A 15,542-nucleotide genomic window follows, 5' to 3' on the forward strand; every position below is an offset into this window, starting at 1 on the left:
CCGCTGTAAGTACCCTGCTTTCTGTTTAATTCAACAGATAATTTATTAGCAGATACAAATGCTATTTCTATACCGGAAAAAAAACCGATGAGTAACAATGAAGCGATAATTGCAATAAGGGCCATCCAATCCATACTATAAAAATAAAGAAGATTTTTTTAATGATGGGTTTAAGTGTACTGTTTCGTAAAATATTAAAATTTACAGATATTTGCGGCATCATCCTGCAGAGTGATTGCGTAGTGTTTTTACTATCGCATCATTAAGTCTTATTGATACAGGCAGCTTTTATTACAAACTTGCAGTATAAATAAACTACTTATGTATTAAACGATTCTAAAAAAATGCTTTTTACTTTTTATTATATTTTGTTAATAAAGCCAAAAACAATCATTTCGGCTTCTATGCAGGCTTTTTGTAAATCATCATTTACTACCACTTTATTAAAATGATCTTTAAAAGAAAGTTCGTAAGCTGCTTTGTTTACCCTTGCTGCAATAGATTCTGCTGTTTCGGTACCACGGCTATGTAAACGCTTTTTTAATTCGCTAACCGAAGGCGGCTCTATAAAAAGGCTTAAGGAAGTTTGGGGAAACTGCTGCTGTACATGAATGGCGCCTTTTACATCAATATCTAAAACCGGTATTTTATTTAGCTGCCATATTTTTTCTAATTCAGATTTTAAGGTGCCGTAATATTTTCCTTCGTACACCATTTCCCATTCTATAAATTCGTTGTGTTGAATTTTTTGTTTAAAATCATCCGTGCTTATAAAATGATAATCCACCCCATCTTTTTCGGTACCTCTTGCCTGGCGTGTAGCCGCAGAAACTGAAAAAGCCAGTTGCGGAAAATGCTGCATCAGGTGTTTTGTAATAGAAGTTTTACCGGCACCGGAAGGAGCTGTAATGATGAGGATTTTGTTTTGGTACAACGGCATAAGCAAAGAAAATGTTTATTTTTTTAATGAGGCCGAAAATGTAAAATCAACGGAACATTTGTTCCTGTACTCGTTAGTGTTAATTCAAATTCGGATAGGGAGGTTATTAAATAACTGTTTTCAGTATTCTTTGTAATTGAAGTGAGGGTAAGTGTTTTTTCGTCAGGTGTTATTTCGTAAGTGCCCTGTGTGGTTGTTCTTTCGCCAATACTGCATTGATAGGTATTGTTGCTGCTTAACGTCCAGCTTAATGCTTTAAGTGCTGCTTCTGTTTGTATTGCTATAGCAGAATCTTTGGGATTGTTAAAACTCTTGTCAATTGGAGCAAGGTTTTCTACCTGTACACAATCCCATTTTTTTGCAATAAGTTTTTGGGTTTTATTTTGGCAGGAGGAGGCCAATAAAGCAATGAGCAACAAGCAATAAAAAAAGATTTTTAAATTGATAGGCACTTTATAGTTTTTAATTTCTATTAAACCCGTTTTATATCTGCTCCCAATTTCATTAATCTATCATCTATATTTTGATAACCCCTGTCAATCTGTTCAATATTTTGAATAGTACTTTTGCCCTGTGCACTTAATGCAGCAATTAGCAAAGCTACGCCGGCACGTATATCAGGACTGCTCATCGTTATGCCACGCAATTGCTGTTCTCTTTCTAAACCAATTACTACCGCACGGTGAGGATCGCATAAAATAATTTGTGCCCCCATATCAATCAGTTTATCTACAAAAAATAAACGGCTTTCAAACATTTTTTGATGAATGAGTACACTGCCTTTTGCCTGTATAGCGGTTACTAAAACTATACTTAATAAATCGGGTGTAAAGCCCGGCCATGGATGATCATAAATAGTGAGTACTCCACCATCCATATATTTTTGTATCTCATAAATATCCTGCGAAGGGATATGAATATCATCGCCATTAAAATTTAATTGAATACCCAGTTGTTGAAATTTTTCAGGAATAACACCCAAGTGTTCTATGCCTGCATTTTTAATAGTGATATCACTTTGCGTCATTGCAGCAAGGCCAATAAAACTGCCTACTTCAATCATATCGGGTAACATGCTGTGTGTGGTTCCGCCTAATGCGTCCACACCATCTATCACCAGTAAATTACTGCCGATGCCTTTTATTTTTGCACCCATACTGTTGAGCATGCGGCAAAGCTGCTGCAGGTAAGGTTCGCAGGCTGCATTATAAATTGATGTAGTGCCTTTTGCCAAAACGGCTGCCATTAAAATATTTGCGGTGCCGGTTACACTGGGTTCATCTAATTGTAATGAAGTGCCTTTTAATTCATTTGCCTCTAAATGAAAAAATCCATCTTCGTGATAAGAAAATTTTGCACCCAATTTTTCAAAACCTATGATATGCGTATCTAATCTTCTTCTGCCAATTTTATCACCGCCTGGTTTGGGGATGTAGGCTTTTTTAAATCTTGAAAGCATTGGACCGGCAAGCATTACAGAGCCACGGAGTTTGCCACTTTTTTTATGATAAGCTTCGCTGTGTAAATATTCTACATCCACATTATCGGCCTGAAAAATACAGGTATCTCTGCTTACTCTTTCAGTTTTTACATTCATTTCTCCCAATAAATCAATCAACAGATTTACATCAATAATATCGGGAATGTTTTTTATAGTAACTTTTTCAGCCGTTAGTAACACTGCAGAAATGATTTGCAGCGCTTCGTTCTTAGCACCCTGTGGTGTAATTTCTCCAAATAGTTTTTTGCCGCCTCTAACTTCAAATGATTGCATGCTATATTCTTTTATTACACGAATTAAAACGAATTACACGAATTTTCACCACTGAAAATAAAAATACCTGACTTTAAAATCAGGTACCATAATTAGTGTAATTCGTTTTAATTCGTGTAAGGGTTAATACCTCTTTTTAAAATTCCTGTTGTTATTATTCCTGTTATCCCCTCCGCCGCCACGGTTATCTCTTCCACCTCCACCACCTCTGTTATCTCTTCCACCACTACCGCCACGGTTATCTCTTCCTCCACCGGTGTTATTTCTTGCACCAAAATTTTTGCGGTAGCCGTTAGTTCTTCCACCACCATAATCATCTTCGCTGCGGTTATCGGTGCGGTGTTTTACAAATGGCCTTGTATTAAACTCCAGTTCGCCTTTTGTAATGGCCGTTAATTCGCTTTGTATATTATCATCATGCACCAGTTCTTTATGCCAGTTGCTGTAAGTTAATTTCATGTAATAAGCAATAGCATTTGCAAAGCCCTGTTTCTTTTCGGGGTTTTCTTCTTTTAATGCTTTGTCAATTATTACTTCTATATTTTTACCGAGGTGATTAAACTTGGGGTATCTTTTTGGATAAGCCAATACATCTGGTTTTGCCTTTAGTGTTTCCCTTGTTGGTATCGGATAAGGGCTTTCAACATCTAAAGTAAAATCGCTTATTAAAAAAAGGTGATCCCATAATTTATGCCGAAAATCTTCTACGTTTTTTAAGTGCGGATTTAAAAACCCCATCAATTCTATTACAGCATAAGCATTACGTTGGCGTTCTTCCTTATCAGTTAAAGTAAGCAGGTACTCCACCATTTTTTGAATGTGGCGTCCGTATTCTTTCATAATAAGATGGTTACGACCCGTGTTGTATTCCATTTCATCTACATTTAGCATAGTACAAATATAACAAAGTTATGGCTGGCAAACAAGCTGGAAGGCTTTATGCAGCTTTTAAAAAATATTTTTTACAAAAAAACAAGGCAATCACACCTCCAAGAACATCTGCCAAAAAATCGGTAAGGTCAAAGCTGCGGCTGGGTACAAAAAACTTTTGAATAAGTTCTGTGGTTAAGCCCCAAATTGCTGTAGCAATAGCTATTTTAATAAAGTATTGCCATTTTTCTTTTTTAGATAAAGCAGATTTTGAAATGGGATGCATAAATAAAGCTGCCAGTACCGCAAATAAGCCCACATGTATCAGCTTATCATAATTTATGTTTATCATCCATTTATCTACTTTGGGTAAATCGTAACCCGGTATGCAAACTGCAATAAGAATAAGAAAAAACCAGGCTATGCCTGGGATAAATTTTTTTGCCTTTATGGTAGAGGTTGAATTGATTAAAATTTCCATTTTAGTTTAAGCTACCAATGCCTGGTAAGCCGCTGCATCCATTAACGCTTCTACATTGGCAATATTATCTACTTTCATTTTTATCATCCATCCGGCTCCATATGGGTCGGAGTTTACTAATTCGGGTTGCGCTTCTAAAGCAGCATTTACTTCTGTTACTGTTCCACTAACCGGCAAAAACAAATCGCTTACCGTTTTTACTGCTTCTACTGTACCAAAAACTTCTTCGGCAGCAAAGCTTTTTCCTTTACTGCTTATGTCCACATAAACAATATCTCCTAATTCGCCCTGGGCAAATTCGGTAATGCCAATGGTGGCAATATCACCTTCCATTGAAATCCATTCATGATCTTTGGTGTAGCGCAGGTTTGCAGGAAAATTCATATTGTTTCAATTAAATTTTTTTAAAAATTAAAATCAGGGTGCAAAATAAAGTTTTTCGGTTACAAACCCTAAACTTCTAAACGCCTAAACCTTTAAACTTTTATTTTACCATTTCCATACTCATTCTTACATCTCCTAGTGGCCTGTTGGCGCCGTCTTTTTCTACACTTGCAATTTTATCAATTACGTTCATTCCACTCTCAACCTCGCCAAATACCGTGTAGCCCATATCTAAAAATGGAGTACCGCCAACAGTTTTATACATCCTTCTTTTTAAGGCAGAAAATTTTTTGCCCGTCTGCATTTCCATCATATTTATTTCTTCATCAGTCCATTTTTTGCCCTGCACAATATAAAACTGGCAGCCACTGCTTTCTTTTTTTGGATTAACATCATCTCCCATTCTTGCTGCGGCTAATGTTCCTCTTTTATGAAATAATGCGGTATCAAATTCTGCAGGAATAGTGTAACCAATATCGCCGCCACCTAACTGAATTCCGGGAGCAGCAGTTTTACTTTGCGGATCGCCGCCCTGTATCATAAAACTTTGTATCACCCTATGAAATAAAAGGCTGTCGTAAAAATGTTCGGTAACTAACTTTATAAAATTATCACGGTGTAATGGCGTTTTATCATACAGCCTTACAACAATTACACCGCTATCGGTAGTAATTTTTATTCTTGTACCGGGTAGTTTTTTTGCAACAGGGGCTTTAGGTACTACAGTTTTTTTTACAATAACAGGTTTCTTTTTTACCGGTGCTTTTTTAACCTGTGCGTTGGCATTAAATGCAATTAATGCAGAAAATAACAGGGCGAATACGATTTTAAATTTTGTCATAAAAAATAATCAGTCAATAAATTTTTGGGTTTGAAAATAGAGTAATACATGATCTTTTAAAAAATTTTCCTGTTCAATCATTATATAACCGGGCAGGGGTTTTAGTTGTTCAAAATGCGGCCAGTTATCTTCATCGTGGCCCGATAAAACATAATAACCGCTGGCCGATAAAATGGTGCAAACTGCAATGTGCATTAAATCCTGTTTTTGCTCTTTGGTAAATTCCTGCTTGCCGCTGCCCAGTTCCTGTATACCTATTAAAAAAAGAATACCGTCCATATCGGGTTTTATACCAAAGCGTTCTTTAAGTTTAATGCGAAGCTTCAACCACCGTACCTGCAAATCGTCTTTTACATGCTGCATGGTGCAAATATAATATAAATACAGCCCCCTCCGCCCCCTGAAGGGGGAACTAAGCATGTAACAGATTGATACAGGATTTGCAAAACATAATTAAAGATGAGAAGAGTTATACAGTTGAATGGAGCGTCGCCACATCTGCTAAATCAGGGGCTCAAAAGCTGGTAACAAAAAAAATCAAAACCTTACCTTTGCCAAAATTTTTTAAAGCAGATGTTACAGATAAATTTTATCCGCCAAAATACAGCTTTGGTAAAAGAAAGATTAAGTGTAAAAAACTTTGGCGATTTATCATTGGTAGATAAAGTGGTGGCTTTGGATGAACAGGTACGTAAATTAAAAGTAGACAGCGAAAGCATACAAGCCACTATTAATGCGGCCAGTAAAGAAATTGGTATGCTGATGGGTAAAGGCCAGCAAGAGGGGGTGGAAAACAAAAAGCAGGAAGTAGCACAATACAAATCATCTTTACAAACATTAGCGCAACAATTAGCCGATGCCGAAAAATTATTGCATGATGAAATAGTAGCATTGCCAAACCTTCCATATACATCTGTACCAAAAGGTAAAACCCCCGAAGAAAATGAAGTGGTAAAAGAAGGCGGAGTAAAACCAACGCTTGCAGCAACAGCAGTGCCGCATTGGGACTTAATAAAAAAATATGATCTGGTAGATTTTGAAACCGGCGCCAAAATTACGGGCAGTGGCTTTCCTTTATTTAAAGGTAAAGGAGCAAAACTGCAAAGGGCATTGGTACAGTATTTTTTAGATTACAATACTGCTGCAGGTTATACAGAATATTTACCGCCGCTGATGGTAAATGAAGCCAGTGCTTACGGCACTGGTCAATTGCCCGATAAAGAAGGACAGATGTATCATATAACTGCGGATGGTTTTTATTTAATACCCACGGCAGAAGTACCGGTTACCAATATTTACCGGGATGAAATTGTAAAGGAAAATGATCTGCCCATAAAGATGACGGCTTACACCCCCTGCTTTAGAAGAGAAGCTGGAAGCTTTGGAAGCGATGTAAGGGGATTGAACAGGGTGCATCAGTTTGATAAAGTAGAAATTGTGCAGCTGGTACATCCTGAAAAAAGTTACCAGGTACATGAAGAGATGGTAGCGCACATTGAAAAATTATTGCAAAGCTTGCAATTGCCTTACCGCATTTTAAATTTGTGCGGTGGCGATATGAGTTTTGCCAGCGCACTCACATTCGATTTTGAAGTGTACAGTGCCGCACAGCAAAAATGGCTGGAGGTAAGTTCGGTAAGCAACTTCGAAACTTTTCAAACCAACCGGATGAAAATTCGTTTTAAAGATGAGCATAATAAAACACAGTTGGTGCATTCTTTAAACGGATCTTCCCTGGCATTGCCACGTATAATGGCCTGTTTGTTAGAAAATAATCAAACAGCAAACGAAATAAAATTACCCGAAGTGCTGCATAGTTATTTTGGCGCCACAACTATTCATTAACAAAAAAATGCAGGGCTTTCGGCAACACTTTTATTTAAACCGCTTATATTTATAATTCCTTAAAAAATAATTATGAAAAGAATATTTACCATTATTACTGTAACAATATTTGTTTGGGGTTGTGCAAAAAAAATATCGCCTCAAGCGTCGTCAACACCTATGTCTTCTAATTCCGGGTCTGCAGTTGCCACACCGGAAACAACGCCAAAATTAGGCAACAGTGCACCAGTTGGTAATACGCCGGTTGCGCCATCGCCATCATCAACACCGGCTTCTCCTGCTGCTGTACCATCAGTTCCATCTACTCCAGAGGGAACAAGAACTCCTACGGACAGATCGGGTACAAAATCTCCTGAAATGCTTGGCCAATCTACATTTAATGCAAAATGCGGCAAGTGCCACGGTTTAAAAGTTACTACAGATTACACTGCCGACAGATGGATAAGCATTATGCAGGTAATGGCAACAAAAGCCCAGTTAACAGAAATTGAAAAAGAGAATGTACTGGCTTATGTAAAGGTAAATGCCAAAAGATAATTTAACCGCCGCTGTTTTCTAATTGTTTTATTTTTCGGTTCATTACATAAAACCATGCAGGTGGCAGTAATGCTAAAATCATACTGCCGGGATAACCGGTGGGTAATTGTGGTGCATCATTATGATGCTGTAATATTTGGTATTTTCTGCTGGCTAAATAATGATGATCGCTGTGGCGGCTTAACTCAAACAACATTAATCTTCCAAAAATATGATTGCTGTTCCAGCTGTGTTGCGGCATAGCACGTTCGTATTTTCCCGCTGCAGTTTCTTTACGCTGCAGGCCGTAATGCTCAATATAATTTACAGTTTCTAAAAGCGCTATACCAATTGCGGCGGCACACAAAAAATACAATGCGACAATGCTTCCAAAAATCCAAAATATTACTCCAACAAAAATTATTTGAATAAGATGTACCTGCAGCATCTCGTTTTTTATGTTGAGGACTGATAAACCTTTTTTTCTCATTTCTTCATTGCTGATTTTCCATGCAGATAAATAAGAGAAAACAATTGTTCTTAAATAAAAAGTATAGAGAGGTTCGTTTAAACGGGCACTGCTGGGGTCTTGCGGAGTAGCTACATTTTTATGATGGCCTTTATTATGCTCAATAAAAAAATGCATGTAAAGGGATGTCATAAGTAAAACTTTAGCAAGTGTTTGCTCGAATTTATTTATTCTGTGGCCCAGCTCATGCCCAACATTAATACCAAATGTGCCGCAGAGTAAACCCATACTAAAAACACGGCCGGTAATTTCCCATCCATTTAAACCAGGTTCATTTATCACTGATAAAAACTTATACAAAGCAATAAACTGTAAAATCACAATCAGGTAAAGCATATAATCGTAAAGCCTGTTGTTTTTTGCCAGCTCCTCTTCGGCAGCGTTCATATTTTTTTCATCGGGCTTTATAAAAAGTTCGGCAAGGGGTAATAAAACCCAGGCATAAATAATGGGGCACCAGGTTAACCATCCGTTTTGTGTAAATGCCAGCCAGGCAAGTACATATACAATTATGGGGGATAAATATTTAAACACTTTTATCGTCATACAGCAATTATTCTTTGCCAAGGTAATAAAAACAATTTGAAAGGCACAACAGCGTTTAATAAACTTAACTTGCTTATAAAACACCTTCGGTTTACGCTAAAGAAAAATAAAAGCAGTGTTAACAAAATTTAATCATAAAATTTTAAACCTTTGATAATTAAGTGAGTCCATGCATCGTTACTTATTAAGCACATAAACCTTACAATATTTTATGGCAGTATCCAACCGTTTAAAAAATCAACATTTATTATGGCGTGCAGGTTTTGGGCCCATGGCCGAAAATGCTGCAGCACTTGATACCGTATCTTCTAAAGATTTATGGAAATTACTGGAGAAAACTTCGGCTAAAAAGCCCGATAAAATTGAAGTGGCGCAAAACCTTGCGGATGGCTTATACAAAGGCATAATGGATGTAGCCCAAATGCAAAATCCAGAAACAAAAAGGGAGCAGCAAAAAAAAAGAAGGGAACAATCCCGTGACGATCTGAAAAATTTAAACATTCTTTGGCTGGAAGAAATGATAAACAGCGAAGCCCAGTTAAGAGAAAAGATGAGCTTGTTTTGGCACGGGCATTTTGCATGCCGTGTAATTAACAGTTATTTTCAGCAGGAGCTTTTACAAATTATAAGAGAAAATGCTTTAGGCAATTTTAAAGACCTTTTAATTGCAGTAAGCAAAAGCCCTTCGATGCTGCAATTTTTAAATAACCAGCAAAACAAAAAGAAAAAACCTAACGAAAATTTTGCTCGGGAAGTGATGGAATTATTTACAATGGGACGTGGCAATTATACAGAGAATGATGTTAAAGAAGCCGCAAGGGCTTTTACCGGCTGGGGATATAATTTAAGTGGCGAATTTGAATTTAGAAAAAACCAGCATGACACCAACAGTAAAACAGTGCTTGGCAAAACCGGCAACTTTGATGGCGATGATGTATTGAATCTTTTATTAGAGCAAAAGCAAACGGCAAAATTCATTACCAAAAAAATTTATAAATATTTTGTAAACGAAAAAGTGGATGATGAAAAAGTGGAATGGCTGAGCAGCAGGTTTTATAAAAATGATTATGATATTAAAAAACTAATGGAAGATATTTTTACTGCCGATTGGTTTTACGAAGAAAAAAATATTGGTACCAAAATAAAATCTCCCATTGAATTGCTGGCAGGCATAAGAAGGTTATTGCCCATGGAAATGGAGAATGATCAGTCGCAATTATTATTTCAAAAAACTTTAGGGCAAATTTTATTTTATCCGCCCAATGTTGCCGGCTGGGCCGGTGGTAAAACCTGGATAGACAGCAGCAGCCTGATGCTGCGGTTGCGTATTCCTCAAATATTAACCGCTAATGATGTGATGGATATTCAACCCAAAGCAGATGATGATGTGCAAATGGGTATGATGGAAGCTGGCGCAAAAAAATTAAAAGATGCAGTAAAAGGCGGCACTGCAAAAACAGACTGGGAACTGGTGGCAAAAATTTTTGAACAAACCCCCAGGGAAAAATTATTACAAAAAATAACAGCTACAGTATTACAGACAAAGGCACATGTAAGCGATACGCTGCTGGAAAAATATTTAAACAATGCCAGCAGAGAAAATTTTACTAAAAGCGCCATTGTTAATTTAATGAGTACACCGGAGTACCAACTGTGCTGATTGTAGATTTGAAATTTACGACCTGCCTGCCGACAGGTTTAAAATTTAAAATGCATCTCTTAAATAAAAAATAAAGCTTAAAAAATTGCAGAGTGCCTGATTTTAAAAAAATCTAAAATCTGCATTCTAAAATCTAAAATTATTCTTATGTTGATAAAAAGGAAAGAATTTTTGCAGGTTGGTTCACTGGCCACTGCATCTTTTATGCTGCCTAAATTTTTAAAGGCTTTCGAAAAACCAATGATGGTGCCACCGGGCAATAAAGTGGTAGTGGTAATTCAATTCAGTGGCGGCAACGATGGATTAAATACGGTGATACCGGTACGTAACGATATTTATTATAAAGCAAGGCCAGGTATTGGTATTGCAAAAGATAAAGCATTAATTGTAAGCGACGAAACAGGATTGAACCCTGCACTGGAAGCTTTTAAAGGATTATATGATGATGGAAATTTAGCTATAATGAACAGTGTTGGTTATCCTAATCCCGACCGGAGCCATTTTAGAAGTATGGATATTTGGCACAGCGCCAGTGCCAGTAACGAGTATGTAAATACGGGATGGGTTGGCCGCTATTTAGATGCACAGTGTAAGGGTTGCGACAAACCCACACAGGCCATGGAGTTGGATGATGTATTAAGCCTTGCATTAAAAGGCGAGCAAAGCAAAGGGCTTGCTTTTAAAGACCCTAAAAAATTATTCAACAGCAGTAACGGTAAATATTTTAAAGATATCAATGCCAATCATCAAACAGATGAAGAAACAATAGATTATCTGTACAAAACCATGAGCGAAACTATCAGCAGTGCCGATTATATTTATCAGCAAAGCAAAACGCATCCCACTAATGAAGTTTACCCTGCTACTAATTTGGGTAAAGATTTAAAAACTATTGCCTCATTAATTCTTTCTGATATCAACACCAAAGTATATTATGTTTCGTTAGGCAGTTTCGATACCCATGTAAACCAGGAAGGCCAGCAAAAAAGATTGTTTACTGAACTGAACAATGCTGTAAAAGCTTTTACCAACGATTTAAAAAAGAACAACCGTTTTAACGATGTGCTGATGATGACCTTCAGCGAATTTGGCCGCAGGGTTACGCAAAATGCCAGCGGCGGTACCGACCATGGTACAGCTAACAATATGTTTTTTATAAGCGGCGGTTTAAAACAAAAAGGTGTTTTAAATGCCATGCCCGATCTTTCAGATTTAAATGAAGGTGATTTAAAGCACAAGGTTGATTTTAAAAATGTGTATGCAACAGTATTAAATAAATGGCTGGGTGCAGATGATAAAATGATATTGGGCGGAAAGTTTGAAACGTTGAATTTTATTTAAGCGCCAGTTATTGTTGGCAGCTTACCTTTTATGAAAACAAAAAAGCAAATGGGCCAATTGTAAAAAGTGGCCCATTTATTTTTATATCAGTACACTTTTATTTTACCCCCTTTTCTTTCATGATCCTGTTCAGCCATTTAAGCATGGCAAAAATGATGAAGGTAGCAATCATCAGTAAAACAAAATTTACCCAAAAGAAATTGGCTTTGTCTTCGTAACCATCCCACATGGTGGCAAGTATGCCCGATAATTTATTGCCGATAGAAGTAGCCAAAAACCATCCACCCATCATTAAAGATGTAATACGCACCGGACTTAATTTTGACACCAGCGATAAACCCATCGGGCTTAATAATAATTCGCCAATGGTAACTACACCGTAAGTGCCCATCAACCACCACACACTTGCTTTTTCGGCACCATTGCCGGTTACATAAACCGCAGCTACCATTACCAAAACCGATAATGCAGAAATAAATAATCCGAATGCAATTTTTGTAGCTGTTGAGGGTTCTTTATTTTTTCTTCGTAAAAAAGCAAAAAATGCCACAATTAGCGGCGTTAACAAAATTACCCAACCCGGGTTAATTGACTGGCTTATTGGTGTTGACCATAAAGTAGCTTTAGCACCATCAGCAGGCAGATTTTGTGGCGCAACATTTTTAAAGTAAACAGGGTAATCATATTCTTTAATTACTTCACCGTCTTTCTTTTGTAATCTGAATAAGCCATCATATTGCTCCACCGTATCTTTTTTATAGGTAACGTCTTTGGCCTGGCTCAAACCTTTAAAAATAGCTGCCGTTGTGCCATGCACCTGCCGGTTAGTATAATTATCTGCCCAAATGGTAAGGGCAGTTCCGTTTTGTTTAAACACTGCCCAAAACATAACCACCGCTGCAAAAATGGCTAACAGTGCTGCAATGGGGCGTTTTTCTTCAGCGGCAGCTCTAAAATATAAAGACGAATAAAAATAAATAACCGGTATGCAGGCAAAGATGAAGGCATCTGTAGAGTCGGAGCCAAAGATAGAACTGTCTGGGTTAGCCGCACTTGCGGTGCCTTTTATAAGCCATCCAATTACACCGGCAATTACAGCTGGTATAAATATGGTAAGTACAATTTTAGAAAAAGGCATATCTTCTTTGGTCATCGGCTTTCTTATATCACCGGAAGTATAATGTTTGGTGCCCAGCATAAAAATGATAACACCCAAAAACATACCCACACCTGCAGCAACAAAAGCATATTTCCACCCCCATACAATTATAATAGCAGCACTAAAAAAATTACAAATGAATGCACCAATATTAATACCCATGTAAAAAATATTATAGCCTTCATCTTTTCTTTTTTCAAACTGCGGGGTGCTGTATAAATTACCCAGCAGTGTACTGATGTTGGGTTTAAAAAAACCATTACCCACAATTACCAGCGTCATGGATAAATACAGCATGGGCAGGTTGTGTACTGCCATCATGCAATAACCTGCACCCATCATTAGTCCGCCGGCAATGATAGATCTGCGGTAACCAAAATAACGGTCGGCTAACAATCCGCCAATAAAAGGGGTAAGAAAAACCAGTGCGATAAAAGTGCCATACAAATCAGACGCTTCACTGTTGGTCATGGCAAAACCATGTTCTACATTTTTGAGGTAAAGCAAAAAAATACCAATCATCAGGTAGTAACCAAAGCGTTCCCACATTTCGGAGAAGAATAAAAAAGGGAGTGCTTTTGGATGTTTTGGAATGCTGCTCATGCTTTGTTTTTTATATGGTAAGATAAATAAAAAGGCGACTTAGTAAGTAGTCGCCTTTATTATAGAAAAAGAAAAATTAGTTATCTGAAAGATTCATGAGCTTTTGTAATTTTTTTGTAAGTAAAAATAAAATTAATGAAGCAACTCCCGAAAGGATTACAAAAAGAATAAAAAAGTCATAAAGATTTTCCATTTTATATCCTAAAAATACTGTCGTCTTTCCTGATTCTGGATATAATGCACTTAATACCCCAGCAAGTTTATTTGCAAAAGCATTAGCTAAAAACCATACTGCCATTAATAAGCTTGCATATTTTAATGGAGATAATTTATTTACTAAAGAAAGACCAATTGGTGATAAACACAACTCACCGCAAGTATGCAAAAAATATAAACTGGTTATCCATAACATACTTACTTTAATACCTGGTTGTAAATTTTTAACACCCATTGCAATTACTAAATAACCTATAGATAATAGTAAAAGACCAATGGCCATTTTAGTTGGGCTTGATGGCTCGTATTTGCCTAATTTAATCCAAAGCCAGGCAAATAACGGTGCAAGCGAAACAACAAATACGGAATTTAATGACTGAAATGCTCCAGCTCCAATTTCCTCTACATTCCAGTTACTTTGCCCATTTAAATAGAAATTCACATTAAAATAAAGAAGCCCTATTGCTATTATTGCCATTACTATTTGAGCACCAATAAGTAACGACTTATCATGCTCTCTTAAATTTTTAATTGCTTTTTTCCACAAGACACCTACATATGCTAATAAGCCAAGTGATATTAAATTAATTGCCCAAACGGGAACTGATAAATTTAATCTTCTGTTAGTTTGTTCATCAGTAAAAAAGGTTAATGATGCACCTGCTTGTTCAAAAGCACTCCAGAAGAAAACGACAAAAAAAGCCACTGAAAAAATTACTACAATCCTCTGCTTTTCAATTTTGGAAAGTGTTTTATCACCAAAAATTAGAAAGGCAATTAAGATTAATGCGCCAATTAGTAGGTAAAATATATAGGAAAATACTTTGGCATCTAAATATACCATTCCAACAAAAAGAGCCGCTAAGCCAGCTAAACATAATGAAGAGGTAATTGGGTTTTTTAAAAATGCAGGCATGTTTTTTTGTTCATTACCAAGTTCATTTCCTTCGGGATCTTTTAAATATTTATCCTGATAAATTTTTTGAATGATTACACTCAGCACCATTCCAATACCTGCAATTAAAAAAGACCATTTGAAATCTGCTGGATTTCCCGTTTCACCCACCATGCTGCATAAAATCGGACCTAGTGCACCTCCAACGTTAATACCCATGTAAAAGATTGTATATGCCGGATCAATTCTTCTATCACCTTTTGGATACAATTGACCAACTAAAGAAGAAATATTTGGTTTGAAAAATCCATTACCGGTAATCATAAATCCTAAACCAGTAAAAAATAGAAAAGTAGAAACATCTGGCGCCGATTGATAAAGAGACGCACAGAAAAAAAGTATAAATTCACCTAGAGCCATCAAAATACCGCCAGTTATAATCGACCTTTTATTTCCCCAATACCGGTCGGCAATAATACCCCCAATTAATGGGGTTAGGTAAACTAAGCTTGTATAACTACCATATAGCTGAGATGCTAAAACCTTATCAAAGAGTAAAGCTTTGGTCATAAATAGTATAAGAATGGCTCTCATTCCGTAATAGTTGAACCTTTCCCACATTTCTGTAGCAAATAATACATACAATCCTTTTGGATGCCCTTGTTTTTTTACTGCTTGTTCACTCATATTTGTTGGTTTTTAAATGCTTGTTTAGTTGATTTTAATACCTCAAAATAGCGATTTTCTTTTTAGTACAACTACTTTAAGCCCTTCAATTTTAAAATGAAGCGTTACAATAAATTACCATTTAAAAAATTATTCTTGAAATGCGCTGCCATAATTTTAAATTCGCAATCTAAAAATCTTTAACCCATTTAATCTTTTTAAACAATTCATGAATATTCTTTTAATTGGCTCCGGCGGCAGGGAACATGCATTTGC

At 36.7% G+C, this 15,542-nt stretch carries 15 protein-coding genes; 4 read left to right on the forward strand and 11 right to left on the reverse strand.

The window, feature by feature from the left end:
• Positions 1-361: 361 nt before the first annotated feature.
• The 8 genes from gmk to ACY651_RS14425 all read right to left on the reverse strand — a co-directional run bounded on the left by gmk (position 362) and on the right by ACY651_RS14425 (position 5,653).
• On the reverse strand, positions 362-940 hold the full coding sequence (gene gmk / locus ACY651_RS14390; protein WP_462253946.1) for a guanylate kinase: 579 nt from the start codon (positions 938-940) through the stop codon (positions 362-364).
• 23 nt (positions 941-963) lie between these two features.
• A complete protein-coding gene (locus tag ACY651_RS14395; RefSeq protein WP_462253948.1) occupies positions 964-1,359 on the reverse strand; it encodes a hypothetical protein in 396 nt (131 codons plus the stop codon).
• Positions 1,360-1,412: 53 nt separating this feature from the next.
• Complete coding sequence (gene murA / locus ACY651_RS14400; RefSeq protein ID WP_462253950.1) at positions 1,413-2,714, reverse strand: UDP-N-acetylglucosamine 1-carboxyvinyltransferase; 1,302 nt, start codon at positions 2,712-2,714, stop codon at positions 1,413-1,415.
• A 123-nt stretch (positions 2,715-2,837) separates the two neighbouring features.
• The gene (locus tag ACY651_RS14405) at positions 2,838-3,605 is read right to left on the reverse strand and encodes a DUF4290 domain-containing protein (RefSeq protein WP_462253952.1); all 768 of its coding nucleotides are present in this window, start codon (positions 3,603-3,605) and stop codon (positions 2,838-2,840) included.
• Between the two features lie 46 nt (positions 3,606-3,651).
• Complete coding sequence (locus ACY651_RS14410) at positions 3,652-4,065, reverse strand: VanZ family protein (RefSeq protein WP_462253954.1); 414 nt, start codon at positions 4,063-4,065, stop codon at positions 3,652-3,654.
• A gap of 6 nt (positions 4,066-4,071) precedes the next feature.
• The gene (gene gcvH, locus ACY651_RS14415; RefSeq protein WP_462253956.1) at positions 4,072-4,449 is read right to left on the reverse strand and encodes a glycine cleavage system protein GcvH; all 378 of its coding nucleotides are present in this window, start codon (positions 4,447-4,449) and stop codon (positions 4,072-4,074) included.
• Positions 4,450-4,549: 100 nt separating this feature from the next.
• A complete protein-coding gene (locus tag ACY651_RS14420; RefSeq protein WP_462253958.1) occupies positions 4,550-5,290 on the reverse strand; it encodes a peptidylprolyl isomerase in 741 nt (246 codons plus the stop codon).
• Positions 5,291-5,299: 9 nt separating this feature from the next.
• Positions 5,300-5,653 (reverse strand): hypothetical protein, encoded by a 354-nt coding sequence (locus tag ACY651_RS14425; RefSeq protein ID WP_462253960.1) that lies wholly within the window; start codon positions 5,651-5,653, stop codon positions 5,300-5,302.
• Between the two features lie 210 nt (positions 5,654-5,863).
• On the opposite strand from ACY651_RS14425, the gene serS reads away from it, so the two are divergent.
• Together serS and ACY651_RS14435 are read left to right on the forward strand one after the other, a co-directional pair.
• The gene (serS, locus tag ACY651_RS14430; RefSeq protein WP_462253962.1) at positions 5,864-7,135 is read left to right on the forward strand and encodes a serine--tRNA ligase; all 1,272 of its coding nucleotides are present in this window, start codon (positions 5,864-5,866) and stop codon (positions 7,133-7,135) included.
• 72 nt (positions 7,136-7,207) lie between these two features.
• Complete coding sequence (locus ACY651_RS14435) at positions 7,208-7,672, forward strand: hypothetical protein (protein WP_462253964.1); 465 nt, start codon at positions 7,208-7,210, stop codon at positions 7,670-7,672.
• Position 7,673: 1 nt separating this feature from the next.
• Here the strand turns inward: ACY651_RS14435 and ACY651_RS14440 are convergent, their stop codons facing one another.
• The gene (locus ACY651_RS14440; protein WP_462253966.1) at positions 7,674-8,726 is read right to left on the reverse strand and encodes an alkane 1-monooxygenase; all 1,053 of its coding nucleotides are present in this window, start codon (positions 8,724-8,726) and stop codon (positions 7,674-7,676) included.
• Positions 8,727-8,937: 211 nt separating this feature from the next.
• On the opposite strand from ACY651_RS14440, the gene ACY651_RS14445 reads away from it, so the two are divergent.
• Both ACY651_RS14445 and ACY651_RS14450 read left to right on the forward strand, forming a co-directional pair.
• On the forward strand, positions 8,938-10,386 hold the full coding sequence (locus ACY651_RS14445; protein ID WP_462253968.1) for a DUF1800 domain-containing protein: 1,449 nt from the start codon (positions 8,938-8,940) through the stop codon (positions 10,384-10,386).
• Positions 10,387-10,533: 147 nt separating this feature from the next.
• Entirely contained in the window at positions 10,534-11,727 is a 1,194-nt protein-coding gene (locus ACY651_RS14450; protein ID WP_462253970.1) for a DUF1501 domain-containing protein, read from the forward strand.
• Between the two features lie 97 nt (positions 11,728-11,824).
• Here the strand turns inward: ACY651_RS14450 and ACY651_RS14455 are convergent, their stop codons facing one another.
• Together ACY651_RS14455 and ACY651_RS14460 are read right to left on the reverse strand one after the other, a co-directional pair.
• On the reverse strand, positions 11,825-13,489 hold the full coding sequence (locus tag ACY651_RS14455; RefSeq protein WP_462253972.1) for a peptide MFS transporter: 1,665 nt from the start codon (positions 13,487-13,489) through the stop codon (positions 11,825-11,827).
• A 76-nt stretch (positions 13,490-13,565) separates the two neighbouring features.
• The gene (locus ACY651_RS14460; protein ID WP_462253974.1) at positions 13,566-15,287 is read right to left on the reverse strand and encodes a peptide MFS transporter; all 1,722 of its coding nucleotides are present in this window, start codon (positions 15,285-15,287) and stop codon (positions 13,566-13,568) included.
• Between the last annotated feature and the right edge of the window lie 255 nt (positions 15,288-15,542).

The sequence above is a fragment of the Ferruginibacter sp. genome (genome assembly GCF_031391665.1).
In the GTDB taxonomy this organism is placed as follows: Bacteria; Bacteroidota; Bacteroidia; order Chitinophagales; family Chitinophagaceae; genus Ferruginibacter.

Excerpts from the sequence above, each read along its gene's own strand:
- ACY651_RS14460 (WP_462253974.1), bottom strand. The coding sequence starts at position 15,287 with ATGAGTGAACAAGCAGTAAAAAAACAAGGGCATCCAAAAGGATTGTAT.
- murA (WP_462253950.1), bottom strand. The coding sequence starts at position 2,714 with ATGCAATCATTTGAAGTTAGAGGCGGCAAAAAACTATTTGGAGAAATT.
- ACY651_RS14420 (WP_462253958.1), bottom strand. The coding sequence starts at position 5,290 with ATGACAAAATTTAAAATCGTATTCGCCCTGTTATTTTCTGCATTAATT.
- gmk (WP_462253946.1), bottom strand. The coding sequence starts at position 940 with ATGCCGTTGTACCAAAACAAAATCCTCATCATTACAGCTCCTTCCGGT.
- ACY651_RS14440 (WP_462253966.1), bottom strand. The coding sequence starts at position 8,726 with ATGACGATAAAAGTGTTTAAATATTTATCCCCCATAATTGTATATGTA.
- ACY651_RS14405 (WP_462253952.1), bottom strand. The coding sequence starts at position 3,605 with ATGCTAAATGTAGATGAAATGGAATACAACACGGGTCGTAACCATCTT.
- ACY651_RS14450 (WP_462253970.1), top strand. The coding sequence starts at position 10,534 with ATGTTGATAAAAAGGAAAGAATTTTTGCAGGTTGGTTCACTGGCCACT.
- serS (WP_462253962.1), top strand. The coding sequence starts at position 5,864 with ATGTTACAGATAAATTTTATCCGCCAAAATACAGCTTTGGTAAAAGAA.
- gcvH (WP_462253956.1), bottom strand. The coding sequence starts at position 4,449 with ATGAATTTTCCTGCAAACCTGCGCTACACCAAAGATCATGAATGGATT.
- ACY651_RS14425 (WP_462253960.1), bottom strand. The coding sequence starts at position 5,653 with ATGCAGCATGTAAAAGACGATTTGCAGGTACGGTGGTTGAAGCTTCGC.
- ACY651_RS14435 (WP_462253964.1), top strand. The coding sequence starts at position 7,208 with ATGAAAAGAATATTTACCATTATTACTGTAACAATATTTGTTTGGGGT.
- ACY651_RS14455 (WP_462253972.1), bottom strand. The coding sequence starts at position 13,489 with ATGAGCAGCATTCCAAAACATCCAAAAGCACTCCCTTTTTTATTCTTC.
- ACY651_RS14445 (WP_462253968.1), top strand. The coding sequence starts at position 8,938 with ATGGCAGTATCCAACCGTTTAAAAAATCAACATTTATTATGGCGTGCA.
- ACY651_RS14410 (WP_462253954.1), bottom strand. The coding sequence starts at position 4,065 with ATGGAAATTTTAATCAATTCAACCTCTACCATAAAGGCAAAAAAATTT.